The sequence below is a fragment of the Pantoea sp. UBA5035 genome, assembly GCF_002415245.1.
GTDB lineage: Bacteria > Pseudomonadota > Gammaproteobacteria > Enterobacterales > Enterobacteriaceae > Pantoea > Pantoea septica.
Genome location: NZ_DICD01000027.1, coordinates 385,075 through 401,406, shown reverse-complemented (window position 1 = coordinate 401,406; position 16,332 = coordinate 385,075). Strand labels below are relative to the sequence as shown.

Below are 16,332 nucleotides of genomic sequence, written 5' to 3'. Positions count from 1 at the left end.
AAGGAGTTTCTGTTGACTACTGCTTATCAACAACTTAGTGCGACATTCCAGCGCCTCTCCCGCTTCGGCCATCTGATGGCGGTCGCGGGCTGGGACATGCAGACCATGATGCCGACCGGCGGCAGTCAGGCGCGCGGCGAAGCGCTGGCGGAGATGGGCGTGCTGCGCCATGAGATCCTGACCGATCCCCGCGTCGGCGAACTGATTCAGGAGGCCGAGCAGGCTGACCTGAACGACGTCGAGCGCGCCAACCTGCGCGAGATGCAGCGCGCCTGGCAGCAGGCGTCGCTGCTGCCCGCCTCGCTGGTCGAGGCGAAATCGCTGGCCGGTTCGCGCTGCGAGCAGGCCTGGCGCGAACAGCGTCCGGCGAACGACTGGCAGGGCTTTGCCGCCAACCTGAAAGAGGTGGTGCGCCTGAGCCGCGAAGAGGCGCAGCTACGCGCGGAGGCGAATAACACCTCGCGCTACGACGCCCTGCTCGATCTCTACGAGCCGGGCATGACCGGCGCGAAGCTGGACGCCACCTTCGGCGAACTAAAAAGCTGGCTGCCCGATCTGCTGCAGCGCGTGGTGGAAAAGCAGGCGCAGGAGCCTGTCGAGCTGCCGCAGGGGCCCTTCGCTATCGCCGCGCAGCGCGAGCTCGGCCTGAGCGTAATGACAACTCTGGGCTTCGATTTCCGCCACGGCCGTCTCGACGTCAGCGCGCACCCCTTCTGCGGCGGCGTGCCGGAAGATGTACGCATCACCACGCGCTACAATCAGGAGGAGTTTCTTAGCGCCCTGATGGGCGTTATCCATGAGACCGGCCATGCGCGCTACGAGCAGGGCCTGCCGCAGCAGTGGCGCGACCAGCCGGTAGGCCTGGCGCGATCGACCGCCATCCACGAGTCGCAAAGCCTGTTTATGGAGATGCAGCTGGGCCGCAGCCGCGAGTTCCTGCAGCGCATTCTGCCGCAGGTGAGCGACAAGCTTGGCGCGCAGTCGGCGTTGAACGCGGAAAACTTCGTGCGCCTGACGCAGCGCGTCAAACCCGGCTTTATCCGCGTCGACGCCGATGAGCTGAGCTATCCGGCGCACGTGATTTTACGCTTCGAGATTGAGCGCGCGCTGATTGAAGGCGACATCGAGGTCGAGGACATTCCCGCGCTGTGGGATGAGAAGATGATGCAGGCTTTAGGGCTGGATACCCGCGGCAACTACCGCGACGGTTGCATGCAGGATATTCACTGGACCGACGGCGCCTTCGGCTACTTTCCGACCTACACGCTGGGCGCCATGTACGCGGCGCAGCTGTTCCAGGCGGTGAAGAAAGCGCTGCCCGATTTAGGCGAACGGTTGGAGCATGGCGAACTACAGCCGGTATTCGACTGGCTGCAGCAGAACATCTGGCAGCACGGCAGCCGTTTCCCGACCGAGCAGCTGCTGATCAACGCCACCGGCGAAGCGCTGAACCCGCGCTTTTTCCGCCAGCATCTTGAACAACGCTACCTGAATCGCTAATCTGTGCGGCCTTCGCGGCCGCCCTTTTCCCGTTTTGTACAATCGGTTACACGCCGATACCAAACACCCACGGAAACCGATCCTCGTTTTTTTTATAGTCTTTTCACCGGCCCCGCAGTGGGCTACACATGAAAAAAATGTTCGAGGAATTTGCAATGAAAAAATTGTTTGCACTGGTCATCGCCGCTGCTATGGGTCTCTCTTCTGTTGCTTTCGCTGCTGAAACCACCGCAGCGCCGGCTGCAGCCCCTGCTGCGACCACCACTACCCCTTCCGCTGCGCCGGCTAAAACCGTACACAAAACCGCGCACAAAAAACACAAAGCCGCTCAGAAAGCGCAGGCTGCTAAAAAGCACCACAAAAAAGCAGTGAAAAAAGACGCTGCGCAGAAAGCGCAGGCCGCTAAAAAGCACCACAAAAAAGCGGCTAAGCCAGAAACTGCACAGAAAGCCCAGGCTGCGAAAAAACATCACAAAGTAGCGAAGAAAGCCGCTGCGCCGCAGAAAGCTCAGGCTGCTAAAAAGCATCACAAAGCCACCAAGAAAGCCGCTGCGCCGCAGAAAGCTCAGGCTGCTAAAAAGCACCACAAAGTTGCCAAGAAAGCCGCTGCTAAATAATTAAGGTCGCGCACCCTGCGCCTTAAGAAGCGTTGACTAATAAAAACACCCGGTTCTGCCGGGTGTTTCGTTACTGGAGTTGCGGAAATGGTGCGTCGCTATCGTTTTGAAATAATCCTGCTGGTGATGATCCTCTGCGGCTTCATCGCGGCCTTCTTTTTTATTTAGTCGTTGTAGCGTGCTGATTATTCCAATAAATCTCCCTTTTTTACCGCTCACCGACTATAGTTATTGCGCAAGCGTGATGACAATAACCTCTTCTTAAATCTCGCCATTGAGAGACCTATGCGCCTGGCTATTTTGCTGTTGACTGGATTGTTCTGTTTCACCACTCTGGCCCACGCCGATGATGATGACGATGCGCCGAATCCCGATGAAATCAAAATGCTTTTCTTTGGCAAAGATCACCGCAAGGCGATCGGCGACGTCACGGCCGCGCCCTGGGACGCCATTGGTCAGCTGGAAACCGAGAGCGGCAATCTGTGCACCGCCACGCTAATCTCCGCCCACCTGGCGCTGACGGCGGGACACTGCCTCTTGACGCCGCCGGGCAAATTCGACAAGCCGGTGGCGTTGCGCTTTATGGCGAGCGACAGCGGCTGGCGCTATGAAATCCACGATATCGACGCGCGCGTTGAGCCGGCGCTGGCGCGCAAGCTGAAAGCGGACGGCGAAGGCTGGATCGTCCCCAGCGACGCCGCGCCGTTCGACTACGGCCTGGTGATCCTGCGCAATCCGCCTTCCGCCATTAATCCGATTCCGCTGTTCGACGGATCGCGCAGCGATCTCACCGCCGCCCTTAAAGAGGCGGGCCGTAAAGTCACCCAGGCGGGCTATCCCGAAGATCACCTGGACACGCTCTACTCCCACAGCGACTGCCTGATTACTGGCTGGGCGCAGCGCGCCGTGCTGTCGCACCAGTGCGACACGCTGCCGGGCGACAGCGGTTCGCCGCTGCTGCTGAAAAACGAGAAAGGCTGGCAGCTGATCGCGGTGCAGAGTTCGGCGCCGGCGGCGAAAGATCGCTACCTGGCCGATAACCGCGCTATCGCGGTAACCTCGTTCCGCGACAGGCTAGAAGCGCTGGCGCAGTAAAACGAAGTAAGAAAAGAAAAGGCGCGCCGGATTTGCCGGCAGCGCCTTTTTTTATCGCTGAACGCCAGCTTCAGAAGGTGTAGCCCAGGTTAAGAATAAAGCCGTCGATCGACATCTCTTTATCGGCTACGTCGAGACGCGATCCCTCATAGCCGATATCGATCGCCAGATTATCCATGGGATTAATCTGCACGCCTGCGCCGTACATCAGGGAGGTTTTTTTCTCGCTGAGAGAGGTGTCGCCCATATAGACGTAACGTCCTTCGTAGTTATACCAGCTTTCGCGATAGTCGACTTTATTGTAATTAAGACCCAGCAGGCCATAGACGCTGATATATTGATTAAAGCGCCAGGCGGGGCCGACAGATAACGAATAATATTTTACCTTTGCATCGCCGTCGAATATATCCATCGAGCCGGTGAAAGGGGTATAGCTGCCGCTGCCGCTCATATAGGTCAGTGAGCCAATCAGGCTCAGCGGTGAATCCCACTCATAGCGGTACTTGAGGTTAATCCCGCGGATACTTTTGAAATCCTGCACTTTACTTTGCGCATAGCCGAGGGTTACCGTCTGTTGATCGGCATTCGCGTTGGCGTGTATTCCCAGAGCAGCCATAATGAGGCTGAATAAAACAGACTTCTTCATATTTATCTTCCTTAATTAAATTTAATCATCCGGCGCGTGTCTCGCGCCGCCCTTGATTTTATCCAAAAAATGCGGCGACGGCCGATCCCCGCGCGATAATTTGCGTCTGTTTTAAGCACACTTGTAAATAAGTTTTAGCGCAGGCGATATAACGCCGTTTCAGGGCAAAAAAAACCGCAGCGTTTTAGGCTGCGGCTTGCGAGAGCGCCAGGCAATTACGCCGCGAACTGTTCCATCGTTTGCAGGATGCGCTTGTCGGAGACAGGATAAGGCGTGCCGAGCTGCTGGGCGAAGTAACTGATGCGCAGCTCCTCGATCATCCAGCGAATGTCGCGCACCTCTTCATCATCCTGACGCTGCGGCGGCAGCTTATTGCGCCATGTCTGCCAGGCCTGCTCAACCGCCTGCACCTTCAGCATGCGCGCGCGATCGCTGTGCGGATCGGCCGGCAGTTTTTCCAGCCGACGCTCAATACCGTGCAGATAGCGCAGCGTGTCACCCAGGCGCTTCCAGCCGTTGCCGGTAACGAAGCCGCGATAGACCAGACCGCTCATCTGCGCCTTGATATCCGACAGCGCCAGCGCCATGGTCATATCGACGCGCCCTTTCAGCCGCTTGTTGATGTTGAACACCGCCGTCAGGATCTGTTCAACCTGTTTGGCGATCTCTACCACCGTATCGTTCAGCTCGGCGCGCACCTTCTCGTGCAATTGCTCGAAGTTCTGCTGCTGCCAGGCCGGACCGCCCGCTTCCGCCATCAGTTTGTCGACGCCGCAGGCGATGCAGTCGTCAATCAGATCCAGCACCTTGCCGTAAGGGTTGAAGTAGAGCCCCAGCTTGGCTTTGTTCGGCAGCTTTTCATGCAGGTATTTTATCGGCGAAGGAATATTGAGCAGCAGCAGGCGACGCTGGCCGCGCCACATCATTTTCTGCTGCTCCTGCTCGCTGTCGAACAGGCGGATCGCTACGCTCTCTTTCTCGTCGACCAGCGCCGGCCAGGCCTTGACCTGATAGCCGCCGCGCTTCTGCTCGTAGCTGCGCGGCAGATCGCCGAAGCTCCAGATATGCAGGCCGTTCTGCTCCAGCCCGTCATCCGCCACCTTCGACAGCGTCTCCTGCACTTTTTCTTTCAGTTCGGCTTTCAGCGCGCTGAGATCTTTGCCCTCTTTCAGCTTGCGGTTATGTTCGTCCACCACGCGGAAGGTCATTTTCAGGTGATCGGGCACCTGTTCCCACTGCCAGTTTTCCCGCTCCAGCGTAACGCCGGTCATGCGGCGGAACTCTTTCGCCAGCGCGTCGAGCAGCGGCAGCTCCATGGCGGTGACGCGGCCCAGAAAGGCGTCGGCATAGTTAGGCGCAGGCACCAGATTGCGGCGCAGCGGCTTCGGCAGCGACTTGATCAGCGCGATAATTAGCTCGCGGCGCACGCCGGGGATCTGCCACTCGAAGCCCTGGTCCTCGACCTGATTAAGCAGCGGCAGCGGAATATGCACCGTGACGCCGTCGGCGTCCGCGCCAGGCTCGAACTGATAGCTGAGCTTGAGCTTGAGGTTGCCCTGATGCCAGAAGTTGGGGTAGTCGAGCTGGCTGACCTTATCCGCGCCCTCTTTGATCAGCATCTGTTTGTCGAAGCTGAGCAGATCGGGGGTGTCGCGGCTCGCCAGCTTCCACCAGCTATCGAAATGCTTCGCCGATACCACCTGCTGGCCGACGCGCTGGTCATAAAAGTTGAACAGGGTTTCATCATCCACGAGGATGTCGCGGCGGCGCGATTTATGCTCGAGATCTTCGACTTCGCTGCGCAGCTTCTGGTTATTGCGGAAGAAGGCGTGGCGCGTCTGCCAGTCGCCCTCCACCAGCGCATGGCGGATAAACAGCTCGCGGCTCAGCGTCGGGTCGATGCTGCCATAGTTGACCTTACGCGCGGCGACGATCGGCAAGCCGTACAGCGTGACCTTCTCCTGCGCCATCACCGCGCCCTGGCCTTTTTCCCAGTGCGGCTCGCTGTAGCTGCGTTTGATCAGGTGCTGCGCCAGCGGCTCGATCCATTCGGGATCGATGCGCGCCGCGATGCGTCCCCACAGGCGGCTGGTTTCCACCAGCTCCGCCACCATGGTCCATTTGGGCGGCTTTTTGAACAGCCCGGATCCGGGAAAGATAGCGAAGCGCGCGTTGCGCGCGCCGGTAAACTCCTGCTTTTCGGCGTCTTTAATGCCGATATGCGATAGCAGGCCAGTGAGCAGCGCGCAGTGCACCTCGCGGAATCCCGCCGGCTCGCTGTTTACGGGGATCCCTAGCTCACGCACCACCTGGCGCAGCTGGGTATAGATATCCTGCCACTCGCGCACGCGCAGATAGTTGAGGAACTCCCCTTTACACTGGCGGCGGAACTGGTTGCCCGACAGCGCCTTCTGCTGCTCGCCCAGGTAGTTCCACAGGTTGACGAAGGCGAGAAAGTCGGACTCTTTGTCGGCGAAGCGGCGATGTTTCTCATCGGCGGCCTGCTGTTTCTCGACCGGGCGCTCGCGCGGATCCTGAATCGACAGCGCCGAGGCGATAATCATCACTTCGCGCACGCAGCCAAAGCGCTGCGCCTCCAGTACCATGCGCGCCAGGCGCGGATCGACCGGCAGCTGCGCCAGCTGGCGGCCTGAGCTGGTGAGCTTGTAGTGGCCGGCCTCGTCGTTGAGCGTGAGCGCGCCCAGCTCCTCCAGCAGGCGCACGCCGTCCTGAATATTACGCTTATCGGGCGCTTCGACGAAGGGAAAGGCGGCGATATCGCCCAGACCCAGCGCCGTCATCTGCAGGATCACCGACGCCAGGTTGGTGCGCAGGATCTCCGGATCGGTAAAGGCCGGACGGCTGAGGAAGTCATCTTCCGAATAGAGACGGATACAGATGCCGTCGGAGACACGGCCGCAGCGTCCTTTACGCTGATTGGCCGAGGCCTGGGAAATCGGCTCGATCGGCAGACGCTGCACCTTGGTGCGATAGCTGTAGCGGCTTATGCGCGCGGTGCCGGGATCGATCACATATTTAATGCCGGGCACGGTCAGGGAGGTTTCCGCCACGTTGGTCGCCAGCACGATGCGTCGTCCGCTGTGCGACTGAAAAACCCGGTTCTGCTCGGCGTTGGACAGGCGCGCGTAGAGCGGCAAAATTTCGGTATGCGGCAGGTCGCGCTTCGCCAGCGCGTCGGCGGTGTCGCGAATTTCGCGCTCGCCGCTCATAAAGATAAGAATATCGCCGCGCCCTTCGTTACCCAGCTCGTCGACCGCGTCGAAAATCGCCTGCAGCTGATCGCGCTCGCTGTCGTCCGCCTCTTCCACCACCGGCCGGTAGCGTACTTCCACCGGGAAGGTGCGGCCCGAAACCTCAATTACCGGCGCATTATGGAAGTGGCGCGAAAAGCGTTGCGGATCGATGGTCGCCGAGGTAATGATGATTTTCAGATCGGGACGGCGCGGCAGCAGCTCGCGCAGGTAGCCGAGCAGGAAATCGATATTCAGGCTGCGCTCGTGCGCCTCATCGATAATGATGGTGTCATACTGCAGCAGCAGACGATCCTGCTGAATTTCCGCCAGCAGGATGCCGTCAGTCATCAGCTTCACCTGCGTGGTGTCGCTGACCTGATCGTTAAAGCGCACTTTATAGCCGATGCAGCCGCCGAGCGAGGTTTCCAGCTCCTCGGCGATGCGGTTGGCGACGGTGCGCGCCGCCAGACGACGCGGCTGCGTATGGCCGATCAGCCCTTTAACGCCGCGTCCCAGCGCCAGACAGATTTTTGGCAGCTGAGTGGTTTTGCCCGAGCCGGTTTCCCCGGCGACAATCACTACCTGATGATCGCGGATCGCCTCGGCGATCTGCTGCTGCTTCTGACTGACCGGCAGGTTGTCGGGAAAGGTAATTTTTGGCGTCGCGGCGGCTCGGGCGGCGACGCGCTGTTCCGCCGCCGCGATCTCCTGGCCGAGCTCGTCGACGACGGCCTGCAGCGCCGCAGGATTAGCCACTTTACCGGCGCCACGCAGGCGGCGCTGCAGGCGCTGGCGGTCGCGCAGCGTCAGATTGTCGAGTCGCGGCCACAGCGGCGCGAGAGGAGAGGAAACCGATGATGACATAGTAATGGAGTACCTTCTCAGACGGAGCCGCTTCACGTCGCAGCGTCCGATAGCCGGGTTAACCGACTGATTCTAAAAATTGTATTGGGCAAAGAGTAACACATTTTATCACGACCAGCTGTGCCTTCCATGCCATGCTTATTCAAGAAATTCGAACATAGCTCTCGAAATATTGCGCTTTTACCGCGTCGCTAATGACCGTAGAGTGTAACCCATTGAGCGGGAAGCCTTCCGCGTAACAAACAGGAAACAGCAATGAGCAAAGTATTGGTTCTTAAATCCAGCATCCTCGCTGGTTACTCACAGTCAAGCCAGCTGGCCGATTTCTACGTTGAAGAAGCGAAAGCCAAAGGCGATCAGGTTACCGTTCGCGACCTGGCTGCGGATCCGATTCCGGTACTGGATGGCGAACTGGTCGGCGCGCTGCGTCCGTCAGACGCGCCGCTCTCTCCGCGTCAGCAGGAAGCGCTGGATCTCTCCAACGCGCTGATCGACGAGCTGCAGGCGCACGACGTGATCGTGATCGCCGCGCCAATGTACAACTTCAACATCCCTACCCAGCTGAAAAACTATTTTGACCTGGTTGCTCGCGCCGGCGTCACCTTCCGCTACACCGAAGCGGGTCCGGAAGGCCTGGTGAAAGGCAAGCGTGCGGTGATCCTCTCCAGCCGCGGCGGCATTCACAAAGATACCCCGAGCGATCTGCTGACGCCGTACGTGAAGCTCTTCCTGGGCTTTATCGGCATCACCGACGTTGAATTCGTTTTCGCCGAAGGCATCGCTTACGGTCCGGAAGTAGCGACCAAAGCCACCGACGACGCGAAAAACGCCATCAAACAGATTGTTTCTGCCTAATCATTATTATTATTCGCTCTGTGTTTCGATTGCCAGGCATGACGCCTGGCTTTTTTTATTTCTGCATCCACAGGCCGTTGAGGCCGCGCACGTACTCGCCCTCGCCCGCGCGCTCCACCAGTTTTGCGCCGGCGATACGCGCCACCTGATCGGTGGTGAGATTATTCTGCTGCGCGATGCGCTGATATTCCACGCTACGTCCGGCGTTGATGCGCTTTACCAGCGCCTGCGTCTCACCGTCCTGCTGGCGTGCGGCGATATAGCCGCTAAAGGTTTCCCCGACCCGGCCCTGATGGCGCGCCTCATCCAGCGTCAGCGCCAGCGCCGGCTGCGCCGCGCCGATGAGCAGCAGCGCAGCGAGCAGCGGCTTGCGGAGCGCCCGCATCAAAACAGATCGCTCTGATTCTTCAGCAGCGCCTCCACGTCTTTGTCTACTTTGATATGAATTTCATGTTCGATCTTCACGTTCATATTGATGGTGATCGGCTCCTTCGGCGCGGCCACCTCGATGCGCGGCACGCAGCCGGTCAGCGGCAGCCCGACTGCCAGCACCAGTAACGCCCTGAGGCTCATGGTTGTTGATCCCTTTTGGTCGGCAGAGTGGCGTTCTGTTCCACCCAGGATTGCAAATTATCGCCAAAGCGCAGGCTGCGCCAGAGTTGAAACAGGTTCTGCTGATGGCGGTAGTTGAGATTCACGGTCTGTTTGCGGTTGCTGAAGCGGCTGACGCCCTGTACCTGCGCCTGCATGGCGAGATTGCCGAGATTATCGAGATCGATCGTCGCCCACGAGCGGGAGATCTCCATATAGCGCAGCCAGTCCATCGCCGCACCCGCTGCGACGTTGCCGGCGGTGATGGCGTCAGCCATATCTTTATCCATACGGAAAGTCAGGGAGCCGCTGTTGGCGATCCAGCCGTTTTGTACCAGCCAGTGCGGATTGTTCACCCACAGCGGCAGCTCGCCGTTGATCCTGCCGGACATAGCGAACTGCTTAGGCTTCAGCGCGGTGACCAGCTTGCTCAGGCTGATATCGCGCAGGCTCAGCGTCGCCGCCTGGTGCTGCGGCAACCGCAGCGCGGGCAGCATGACCTTGCCGCCCAGCAGATCCATGCTGACCGCCTGCAGCGTCAGCGGCTGCGCTTCGTTCCAGGGATAGTGGCCCTGCAGATCGGCGCGGATATTCTGCATGGCGAACTGGTTGGTGATTTCGCCGATGCGCAGCTGCACCGGCCCGCGCACGCCGAGCTGCCACTGCTGATCTTTCAGGCGGAACGGCAACGAGAAGTCGACGCCGTTGATCTGGTTGTCCGACGTCCAGAGGCTGCCCTGCGTCACCGTCCAGTGGCCGCCCGCGCTAAATCCCTCTTTCGCCGCGGCAGAAAACGCGACCTGCGCGCGCAGCTCGCCCGCGCGGATTTTCATCTTCAGTTCGGGATTGAGCAGCGGCTGGAACACCGTCAGAGACTGCGTCGGCCACCAGGCCTCGCCGCGCAGGCGCTCGCCGTCCCAGCGGCCGTGAACGCGCAGCGGCCCGATCGCCTGCGCCTGCAGCGCGCCGCGCCAGATAAAGTGGCCAGGATCCTGGCCTTTCGCCTCGAAGCTCAGCGACGAGGCGGGCAGCCGTCCGCCAAAATCGAACCGCGTCTCTCCCGCGTCGATGCGGAAGCCGCCGTTAAAGGCGGGTCGCTGCGCGTCGCGCTGCCAGTTAACCGGCGCGCTAAGGGTCAGCCGCGGGCGCACCACCTGCGCCATGCCGTACTGCATCTGATCGAAACCGGCATTCAGGCTGTCGAGATGGATAAGGGTGTCGCGCCAGCCGCCCGCGCCCTGAATAGTCCAGGCGGCGTTAAGCGGCAGCATTTCGCCGCTCCCCCAGTAGCGCCATTTCCACTCCCCTTTATCAGGCCAGAAGTCGCTGGCGCGTCCGTCGAGGTGCAGCCTGAACTGGCCGAAGCTCGGGTCGTGTGCCTTGAGTATCGCCTGCAGGCGGCCGTCGATGCCCTGCGAGGCGAGCCGCACCCCCGCCAGCGGCCAGCGCGCCTCATCCACCTCCAGCGTAGAGAGAATGCGTCCGCGCAGGCGCAGCAGCGCACCGGGCTGGAACCTGAGTTGCGGGTCAAGCAGCGGCCCGCTGAGATTGCCCGGCAGCGCGGCGTAAAGCTGCATCGCCGCCAGCTTGCTTTCGCCGGTAAGGCGCAGCGGCAGCGCGCTGTTTGTCATGCTCAGCGTTCCGGGGCCGATATTCAGCACCGCGTTACCTTTGCCGCCGCGTCCCCGGGTCAGCACGTTGAGACGGCCGGTAATCTGCGTCTCTTCCAGACCCTGCCGCCAGTTGTCGAGCGTAAGATCGAGAAAGCCGGAGAGCGTCTGCTCGCCGGTCGGCCAGCGGTAGTGCCCTTTAACGATGCGGATCTGCCGCGCGTCGGCCTGCCACGGCAGCATCAGCAGCGGCTGGCCGTCGCCGGTGGCGTAGAGTGCCAGCTCGCCCTGCTGCTGCTGCCAGTCGAGCGTCAGTCGCAGCGGTTCGCCGGCGTACTGCAGCTCGCCCTCCAGCTGACCGCCGACCGGCAGACCGTTGGCGAACTCGGGCAGTTCGAACCGGCCATGCAGCGTCACGGGCTGCGGCAGCGCGTTATGGCGCAGCGTCAGCTGCTCTACGTTGAGCTGCTGCCCCTGCAGGCTGGCGTCGATAGTGAGGTTGTCGCCGCGATAGCGCAGCGTCTGTTTAGCGGGAGTGAGGCTGAGATCGAAGCGTCCGGCGTAGGCTTGCCAGGGCGCGATGGTAAGATTATCGAGCTGGATATCGGCGCCGGGCAACAGCTGCTGCCACTCCGCAAGGCTTTTCGGCGCGCCAGGCTGCTCGCTTTGCGGCAGCTTCTGCAGGCAGTCGCTGTCGAGCGTCACCTGCCGCGCGGCGAGCCGCCAGCGCCGGTCGTGCCAGCCAGACGAGACCTGTTCGACGCTTGCCAGCACGCACTCGCCCGCCAGGTAGCGCACCTGCGGAAACCACAGGCCGCCGTTGCGCCAGCGCGGCGATCCTTCCAGCACGATGCGCGTATCCGCCGGCAGCCAGATGCCGGCCAGCCGCGGCAGCCATTGCGTCACGGTGAGCAGCAGCCCCAGCACCAGCAGCGTCAGCGCCAGTAATGCAGCAAGTAGTCGGCGGAGGCTCCGCGGCATGGCAGCACTATTCCTTTTCCTGACAGGATCCTGCCCCAGATGATGGCACGTAATCGGCCAGAGGTGAAGGCACGTCGCCGACGGCAGCAAAATCCACAATAAAACGTTATGCTGTGTGGATACCCGAATGCAGGAGCGTAACGATGAAAATCGCGGTTTACAGCACGAAGCACTATGACCAGAAGTATCTCGATCACGTTAACGAAGGCTACCGGTTCGATCTGGTGTACTTTGACTTTTTACTGACGGAAGCGACGGCAAAAAACGCCGTCGACTGCGACGCCGTCTGCATTTTCGTCAACGACGACGCCAGCCGTCCGGTGCTGGAGGAGCTGGCGGCACTTGGCGTGAAGTATATCGCGCTGCGCTGCGCCGGTTTCAACAACGTCGATTTAGCCGCGGCGGATGAGCTGGGCCTGAAGGTGGTGCGCGTACCCGCCTATTCGCCGGAAGCGGTGGCGGAACATACGGTTGGCCTGATGATGACGCTTAACCGCCGTATCCATCGCGCTTATCAACGCACGCGCGACGCCAACTTTTCGCTCGACGGCTTAACCGGCTTTAATATGCACGGCAAAACCGCGGGCGTGGTCGGCACCGGCAAGATCGGCGTGGCGACGATGCGCATTCTGAAAGGGTTTGGCATGCGCCTGCTGGCGTTCGATCCCTACCCGAGCGCGCAGGCGCTGGAGCTGGGTGCGGAGTATGTCGATCTGAAAACCCTGTTCGCCGAGTCGGACGTGATTACGCTGCACTGCCCGCTGACGCCGGAGAACCATCATCTGCTGAACGCCGCCGCCTTTAGCCAGATGAAAGATGGCGTGATGATTATTAATACCAGTCGCGGCGGACTGATCGATTCCCAGGCTGCGATTGACGCGCTCAAGCAGCAGAAAATCGGCTCGCTCGGCATGGACGTTTACGAAAATGAGCGCGATCTGTTCTTTGAGGATAAGTCTAACGACGTCATTCAGGACGACGTGTTCCGTCGGCTGTCGGCCTGCCACAACGTACTGTTTACCGGCCATCAGGCGTTTCTGACCGCTGAAGCGCTGACGGCGATTTCGGAAACGACGTTGTCGAATCTCAGCCAGCTTGAAAAAGGCGAAGCCTGCCCGAATCAGCTGTCGGCGTCGGCCTGATCTGACGGGCGCTGCCGTCGAGGCGCGCCTGCCACTCAATTAGCGGGCGCAGTTGCCGCCGATGAGTGCCTGTTCGTCGCAGCGGCGTCCGTTCGCCAGCTGGCACATGCCGATGCGCGTGCCGTCCAGCTGGTGAGAAAATGCCAGCGTGCCACCGGCGCCGGCACAGTTGCTTTCCGCCAGCGACGACATAATAACGTGCGGCTGAATATGGGCTGCGGTGGCTTGTTGCGGCGGTTCGTTATCGCTGTTGCTGCTGCATGCCGAGAGCAGCAGCGCGGCACCGGCCAGCAGAAAGGTGGCTGCTTTCATCAGTCGGACTCCGGAAGTGTTAGGGTTAGAGGCCGGTCAAGCATAAGGCAGGCGTCGCAGCCGGTCGATAGGCGACACAGCTTTTTACAAAATTTTCCCTGACGCTTTGCAAGCGGAATAATCCTGTTTCGCTTCGCTAAGGCTTTTATACCGCCAGACTGCGTCCGGCGTCTTGCCGAAATAACAGGCAAAAATAATGTGACGTTGTCACATGATCGCTGTTTACGCCTGTTTCACACACATAGTTTTAAGCAAGCGTCAGCCCTTCTCTTTCTGAATCGCTAATCATTTGATCTCGCTCAATAAAGGGCGAGCCTGACCCGATGCTATTGAGGCCCGGTTAAGAAACGCCGTTCTATAGTGAGCGCCGAGGCAACGCCTCACTACAACAAGTACGGCTATTGATTCACTTAGCCGGGTCCTCCGGTAGCGCTCCACGACAGGAGCGTTTTTTATTTGCCGGGTTAATGCCCGCAGCCTTTACAGCTGCCGCATCCGCCCTCTTTAACCGGCTGCAACCCAGGCTGCAGGCTGACGCGCAGCTGGCGCAAAAGGGTTACTGCCGCCATGCCCGCGGCGACAATGACCGCCAGGCAGATCAGGCTGAAGCCGGGATGCTGAGTAAAGGTGCCGATCTGGTAAACCAGCGTTGCGGCGCTATAGGCCATAACGGTTCCCCAGATCAGCGCGAACCACATCCACTGCCGCCCCGCCTCTTTCGCCAGCGCGCCCATTACCGAGACGCAGGGCATGTAGAGCAGTACGAAGACCAGATAACTGTAGGCCGCGAGCGAGCTGCCGAACATCGTCTGCATAACGCCTATCGCGCCCTGGCTCATCTCGCCGTCTCCTTTGCTCGCTTCGACCGGATTAAACAGCGTCTGCGGACTAAGCGCCTGCTTCAGATTCTGCCAGGTTTCATCCAGCGCCGAGGCGAAAACCGCCGTCAGGCTCTGCGCTGGCTCGACGTCGGGCGCATTTTGCGGCTCCGCCAGGTAGAGCGCGTTCAGGGTGCCAACTACGCTCTCTTTCGCCATGGCGCCGGTCACCAGCCCCACTGTCGCCTGCCAGTTGTCGGACCGGATTCCCATCGGCGTAAACAACGGCGTCAGGTAGCGGCTGGCGGAAGCCAGTACCGAGTCGTCGACGCGCTGCGCCTGATGACCGCTGGCCGTCAGGTTGGAAAGCAGGCCGATCGCCACGCAGGCCGCGACGATCACCATGCCCGCGCGGATAACGAAGGCGTGCAGACGAAACCAGGTCTGCAGCAGCAGGCTGCGCATTACCGGCACATGCCACAGCGGCAGCTCCATGATCGCAGAGGAAGAGCCGCCCTTCAGCAAGGTATGCTTCAGCACCAGCCCGGTAAAGACCGCCGCCACGATACCGAGCAGATAGAGCGAAAAGATCACCCCCGCGCCGGCGTTGCCGAAAAAGGCGCCGGAAAACACGGCGAATATCGCCAGCCGCGCGCCGCAGGACATAAAAGGCGCCATCAGCATCGTTACCAGCCTTTCCCGCTCGGTTTCCAGCGTGCGCGCCCCCATCACTGACGGCACGTTGCAGCCAAAGCCGACGATCAGCGGCACAAAGGATTTCCCCGGCAGCCCCAGCCAGCGCATCAGACGATCGACCACAAACGCGGCGCGCGCCATATAGCCCGACTCCTCCAGCAGCGTCAGAAAGAAGAACATCAGCGCCAGCTGCGGCACCAGCGGCAGTACGGTGGTGATGCCGCCGCCGATGCCCTGCGCCAGAAAAGAGGTGATCCAGTCGGGAAGGTGAAGCGTGGCGCAGAGCTGTGCGGTGCCGTCGATAAACAGCGCCGTGGATCCCTTGTCGAATACCGGCTGCAGCGCGCCGCCGATATTGATGGAGAAGTAGAACATCAGGTACATCACCCCTAAAAACAGGGGAAAACCGAGCCAGCGGTCGAGAAAGAGGTTATCCAGCGCGCGCGTCAGACGATGGGCGCGATGCGCCGCGCGATCGCAGGCGGCCCGGCAGATGGCGCTGATGCGCGCCAGCCGCGCTTCCGCGTCGACTTCCGTTCGGTTCAGCAGTAGATCTGCAGGCGGCGCGGCGGCGACGCTATCGATGGCCGCCAGCAGCGCCGTTAGCCCTTCCGAGGTCGAGGCGGACATCAGCACCACCGGACAGCCGAGCTGCGCGGCCAGTTCATCGGCATCCAGCTCGACGCCGCACGCTCTGGCGACATCGGCCATATTAAGCACCACGATCATCGGCAGGTTCAGCTCGCGCAGCTGCAAAGTGAGCCACAGGCTCTTCTCCAGGCTCGACGCGTCGATCACGTTGATCAGCACGTCCGCCTGGCCGCTCATCACATAGCTGCAGGTAACGCGTTCGTCTGCGGAGAGCCCGTCTTCGGCCTGAACCGTTTCAAGGAAATAGATGCCGGGCAGATCGATCAGCGTGACGGCAGCCTCGCCGGTGGTGAAGGCGCCCTGCTTGCGCTCGACGGTGACGCCGGGCCAGTTGCCGGTGCGCTGCCGCAGCCCGGTCAGCAGATTAAACAGCGTGGTTTTACCGGCGTTAGGGTTGCCCGCCAGTACGGCGTTGATACGCTTCATGCCTGCTCGCCTCCGTCAACGGCCTCAAGGCGCAGCATCGCCAGTTCGGCCTTACGTAACGCATAGCTGCTGTGGCTGAGACGCACTTCCGCCGGGTCGCCCAGCGGCGCGAACCTGACGATATCGATTACCGCGCCAGGCACAAAGCCCAGCGATAAAAGTTTACGACGGAAAAGCTCGGACAGGTCGTTCCTGAACCCTGTAATACGCCATTGACTCCCGGGTTTTATCAGCATGATCTCATCTCCGATATTTCTGTGCCGCAACTATGCAA

Annotated in this window: 13 protein-coding genes; 5 read left to right on the top strand and 8 right to left on the bottom strand. The window is 60.6% G+C overall.

What is annotated here, in order from left to right:
* The first annotated feature begins 12 nt into the window (after positions 1-12).
* The 3 genes from B3229_RS18700 (at position 13) to B3229_RS18690 (ending at position 3,212) form a co-directional block, all read left to right on the top strand.
* The gene (locus B3229_RS18700) at positions 13-1,500 is read left to right on the top strand and encodes a carboxypeptidase M32 (protein WP_286873269.1); all 1,488 of its coding nucleotides are present in this window, start codon (positions 13-15) and stop codon (positions 1,498-1,500) included.
* Positions 1,501-1,655: 155 nt separating this feature from the next.
* Positions 1,656-2,117 (top strand): acid resistance repetitive basic protein Asr, encoded by a 462-nt coding sequence (asr, locus tag B3229_RS18695; RefSeq protein WP_048781392.1) that lies wholly within the window; start codon positions 1,656-1,658, stop codon positions 2,115-2,117.
* A 285-nt stretch (positions 2,118-2,402) separates the two neighbouring features.
* Positions 2,403-3,212 (top strand): trypsin-like serine peptidase, encoded by an 810-nt coding sequence (locus tag B3229_RS18690; protein WP_048781385.1) that lies wholly within the window; start codon positions 2,403-2,405, stop codon positions 3,210-3,212.
* Positions 3,213-3,282: 70 nt separating this feature from the next.
* On the opposite strand, the gene B3229_RS18685 is transcribed toward B3229_RS18690, so the two are convergent.
* Both B3229_RS18685 and hrpA read right to left on the bottom strand, forming a co-directional pair.
* Complete coding sequence (locus B3229_RS18685) at positions 3,283-3,858, bottom strand: Ail/Lom family outer membrane beta-barrel protein (protein WP_286873265.1); 576 nt, start codon at positions 3,856-3,858, stop codon at positions 3,283-3,285.
* Between the two features lie 215 nt (positions 3,859-4,073).
* Entirely contained in the window at positions 4,074-7,976 is a 3,903-nt protein-coding gene (hrpA, locus tag B3229_RS18680) for an ATP-dependent RNA helicase HrpA (protein ID WP_286873262.1), read from the bottom strand.
* A gap of 255 nt (positions 7,977-8,231) precedes the next feature.
* Here hrpA and B3229_RS18675 point away from each other — a divergent pair, with 255 nt between their 5' ends.
* Positions 8,232-8,831 carry an FMN-dependent NADH-azoreductase gene (locus tag B3229_RS18675; protein ID WP_033747071.1) on the top strand — a complete coding sequence of 200 codons (600 nt, stop codon included), beginning with the start codon at positions 8,232-8,234 and terminating at the stop codon, positions 8,829-8,831.
* A 55-nt stretch (positions 8,832-8,886) separates the two neighbouring features.
* On the opposite strand, the gene B3229_RS18670 is transcribed toward B3229_RS18675, so the two are convergent.
* The 3 genes from B3229_RS18670 to B3229_RS18660 are packed head-to-tail and all read right to left on the bottom strand — an operon-like array spanning position 8,887 to position 12,013.
* Positions 8,887-9,216, bottom strand: coding sequence for a YdbL family protein (locus B3229_RS18670; protein WP_048781388.1), 330 nt, complete (start codon positions 9,214-9,216; stop codon positions 8,887-8,889).
* Positions 9,216-9,404: a YnbE family lipoprotein gene (locus tag B3229_RS18665; RefSeq protein WP_033747068.1), complete on the bottom strand. Its 189-nt coding sequence runs from the start codon at positions 9,402-9,404 to the stop codon at positions 9,216-9,218. The genes B3229_RS18670 and B3229_RS18665 overlap by 1 nt, the downstream gene beginning before the upstream one ends.
* Complete coding sequence (locus B3229_RS18660) at positions 9,401-12,013, bottom strand: YdbH family protein (protein ID WP_286873257.1); 2,613 nt, start codon at positions 12,011-12,013, stop codon at positions 9,401-9,403. The genes B3229_RS18665 and B3229_RS18660 overlap by 4 nt, the downstream gene beginning before the upstream one ends.
* A 143-nt stretch (positions 12,014-12,156) precedes the next feature.
* On the opposite strand from B3229_RS18660, the gene B3229_RS18655 reads away from it, so the two are divergent.
* Entirely contained in the window at positions 12,157-13,155 is a 999-nt protein-coding gene (locus B3229_RS18655; RefSeq protein WP_048786342.1) for a 2-hydroxyacid dehydrogenase, read from the top strand.
* 39 nt (positions 13,156-13,194) lie between these two features.
* On the opposite strand, the gene B3229_RS18650 is transcribed toward B3229_RS18655, so the two are convergent.
* The 3 genes from B3229_RS18650 to B3229_RS18640 all read right to left on the bottom strand — a co-directional run bounded on the left by B3229_RS18650 (position 13,195) and on the right by B3229_RS18640 (position 16,294).
* Positions 13,195-13,467 (bottom strand): DUF333 domain-containing protein, encoded by a 273-nt coding sequence (locus tag B3229_RS18650; protein ID WP_033790146.1) that lies wholly within the window; start codon positions 13,465-13,467, stop codon positions 13,195-13,197.
* A gap of 464 nt (positions 13,468-13,931) precedes the next feature.
* On the bottom strand, positions 13,932-16,058 hold the full coding sequence (gene feoB / locus B3229_RS18645; protein WP_286873249.1) for a Fe(2+) transporter permease subunit FeoB: 2,127 nt from the start codon (positions 16,056-16,058) through the stop codon (positions 13,932-13,934).
* A complete protein-coding gene (locus B3229_RS18640) occupies positions 16,055-16,294 on the bottom strand; it encodes a FeoA domain-containing protein (protein WP_048786340.1) in 240 nt (79 codons plus the stop codon). The genes feoB and B3229_RS18640 overlap by 4 nt, the downstream gene beginning before the upstream one ends.
* Between the last annotated feature and the right edge of the window lie 38 nt (positions 16,295-16,332).

Bases quoted from the DNA above. Each gene is read 5' to 3' on its own strand.
- B3229_RS18665 (WP_033747068.1), bottom strand. From the start codon at position 9,404: ATGAGCCTCAGGGCGTTACTGGTGCTGGCAGTCGGGCTGCCGCTGACC.
- B3229_RS18650 (WP_033790146.1), bottom strand. From the start codon at position 13,467: ATGAAAGCAGCCACCTTTCTGCTGGCCGGTGCCGCGCTGCTGCTCTCG.
- asr (WP_048781392.1), top strand. From the start codon at position 1,656: ATGAAAAAATTGTTTGCACTGGTCATCGCCGCTGCTATGGGTCTCTCT.
- B3229_RS18670 (WP_048781388.1), bottom strand. From the start codon at position 9,216: ATGCGGGCGCTCCGCAAGCCGCTGCTCGCTGCGCTGCTGCTCATCGGC.
- B3229_RS18655 (WP_048786342.1), top strand. From the start codon at position 12,157: ATGAAAATCGCGGTTTACAGCACGAAGCACTATGACCAGAAGTATCTC.
- hrpA (WP_286873262.1), bottom strand. From the start codon at position 7,976: ATGTCATCATCGGTTTCCTCTCCTCTCGCGCCGCTGTGGCCGCGACTC.
- B3229_RS18660 (WP_286873257.1), bottom strand. From the start codon at position 12,013: ATGCCGCGGAGCCTCCGCCGACTACTTGCTGCATTACTGGCGCTGACG.
- B3229_RS18640 (WP_048786340.1), bottom strand. From the start codon at position 16,294: ATGCTGATAAAACCCGGGAGTCAATGGCGTATTACAGGGTTCAGGAAC.
- feoB (WP_286873249.1), bottom strand. From the start codon at position 16,058: ATGAAGCGTATCAACGCCGTACTGGCGGGCAACCCTAACGCCGGTAAA.
- B3229_RS18690 (WP_048781385.1), top strand. From the start codon at position 2,403: ATGCGCCTGGCTATTTTGCTGTTGACTGGATTGTTCTGTTTCACCACT.
- B3229_RS18675 (WP_033747071.1), top strand. From the start codon at position 8,232: ATGAGCAAAGTATTGGTTCTTAAATCCAGCATCCTCGCTGGTTACTCA.
- B3229_RS18685 (WP_286873265.1), bottom strand. From the start codon at position 3,858: ATGAAGAAGTCTGTTTTATTCAGCCTCATTATGGCTGCTCTGGGAATA.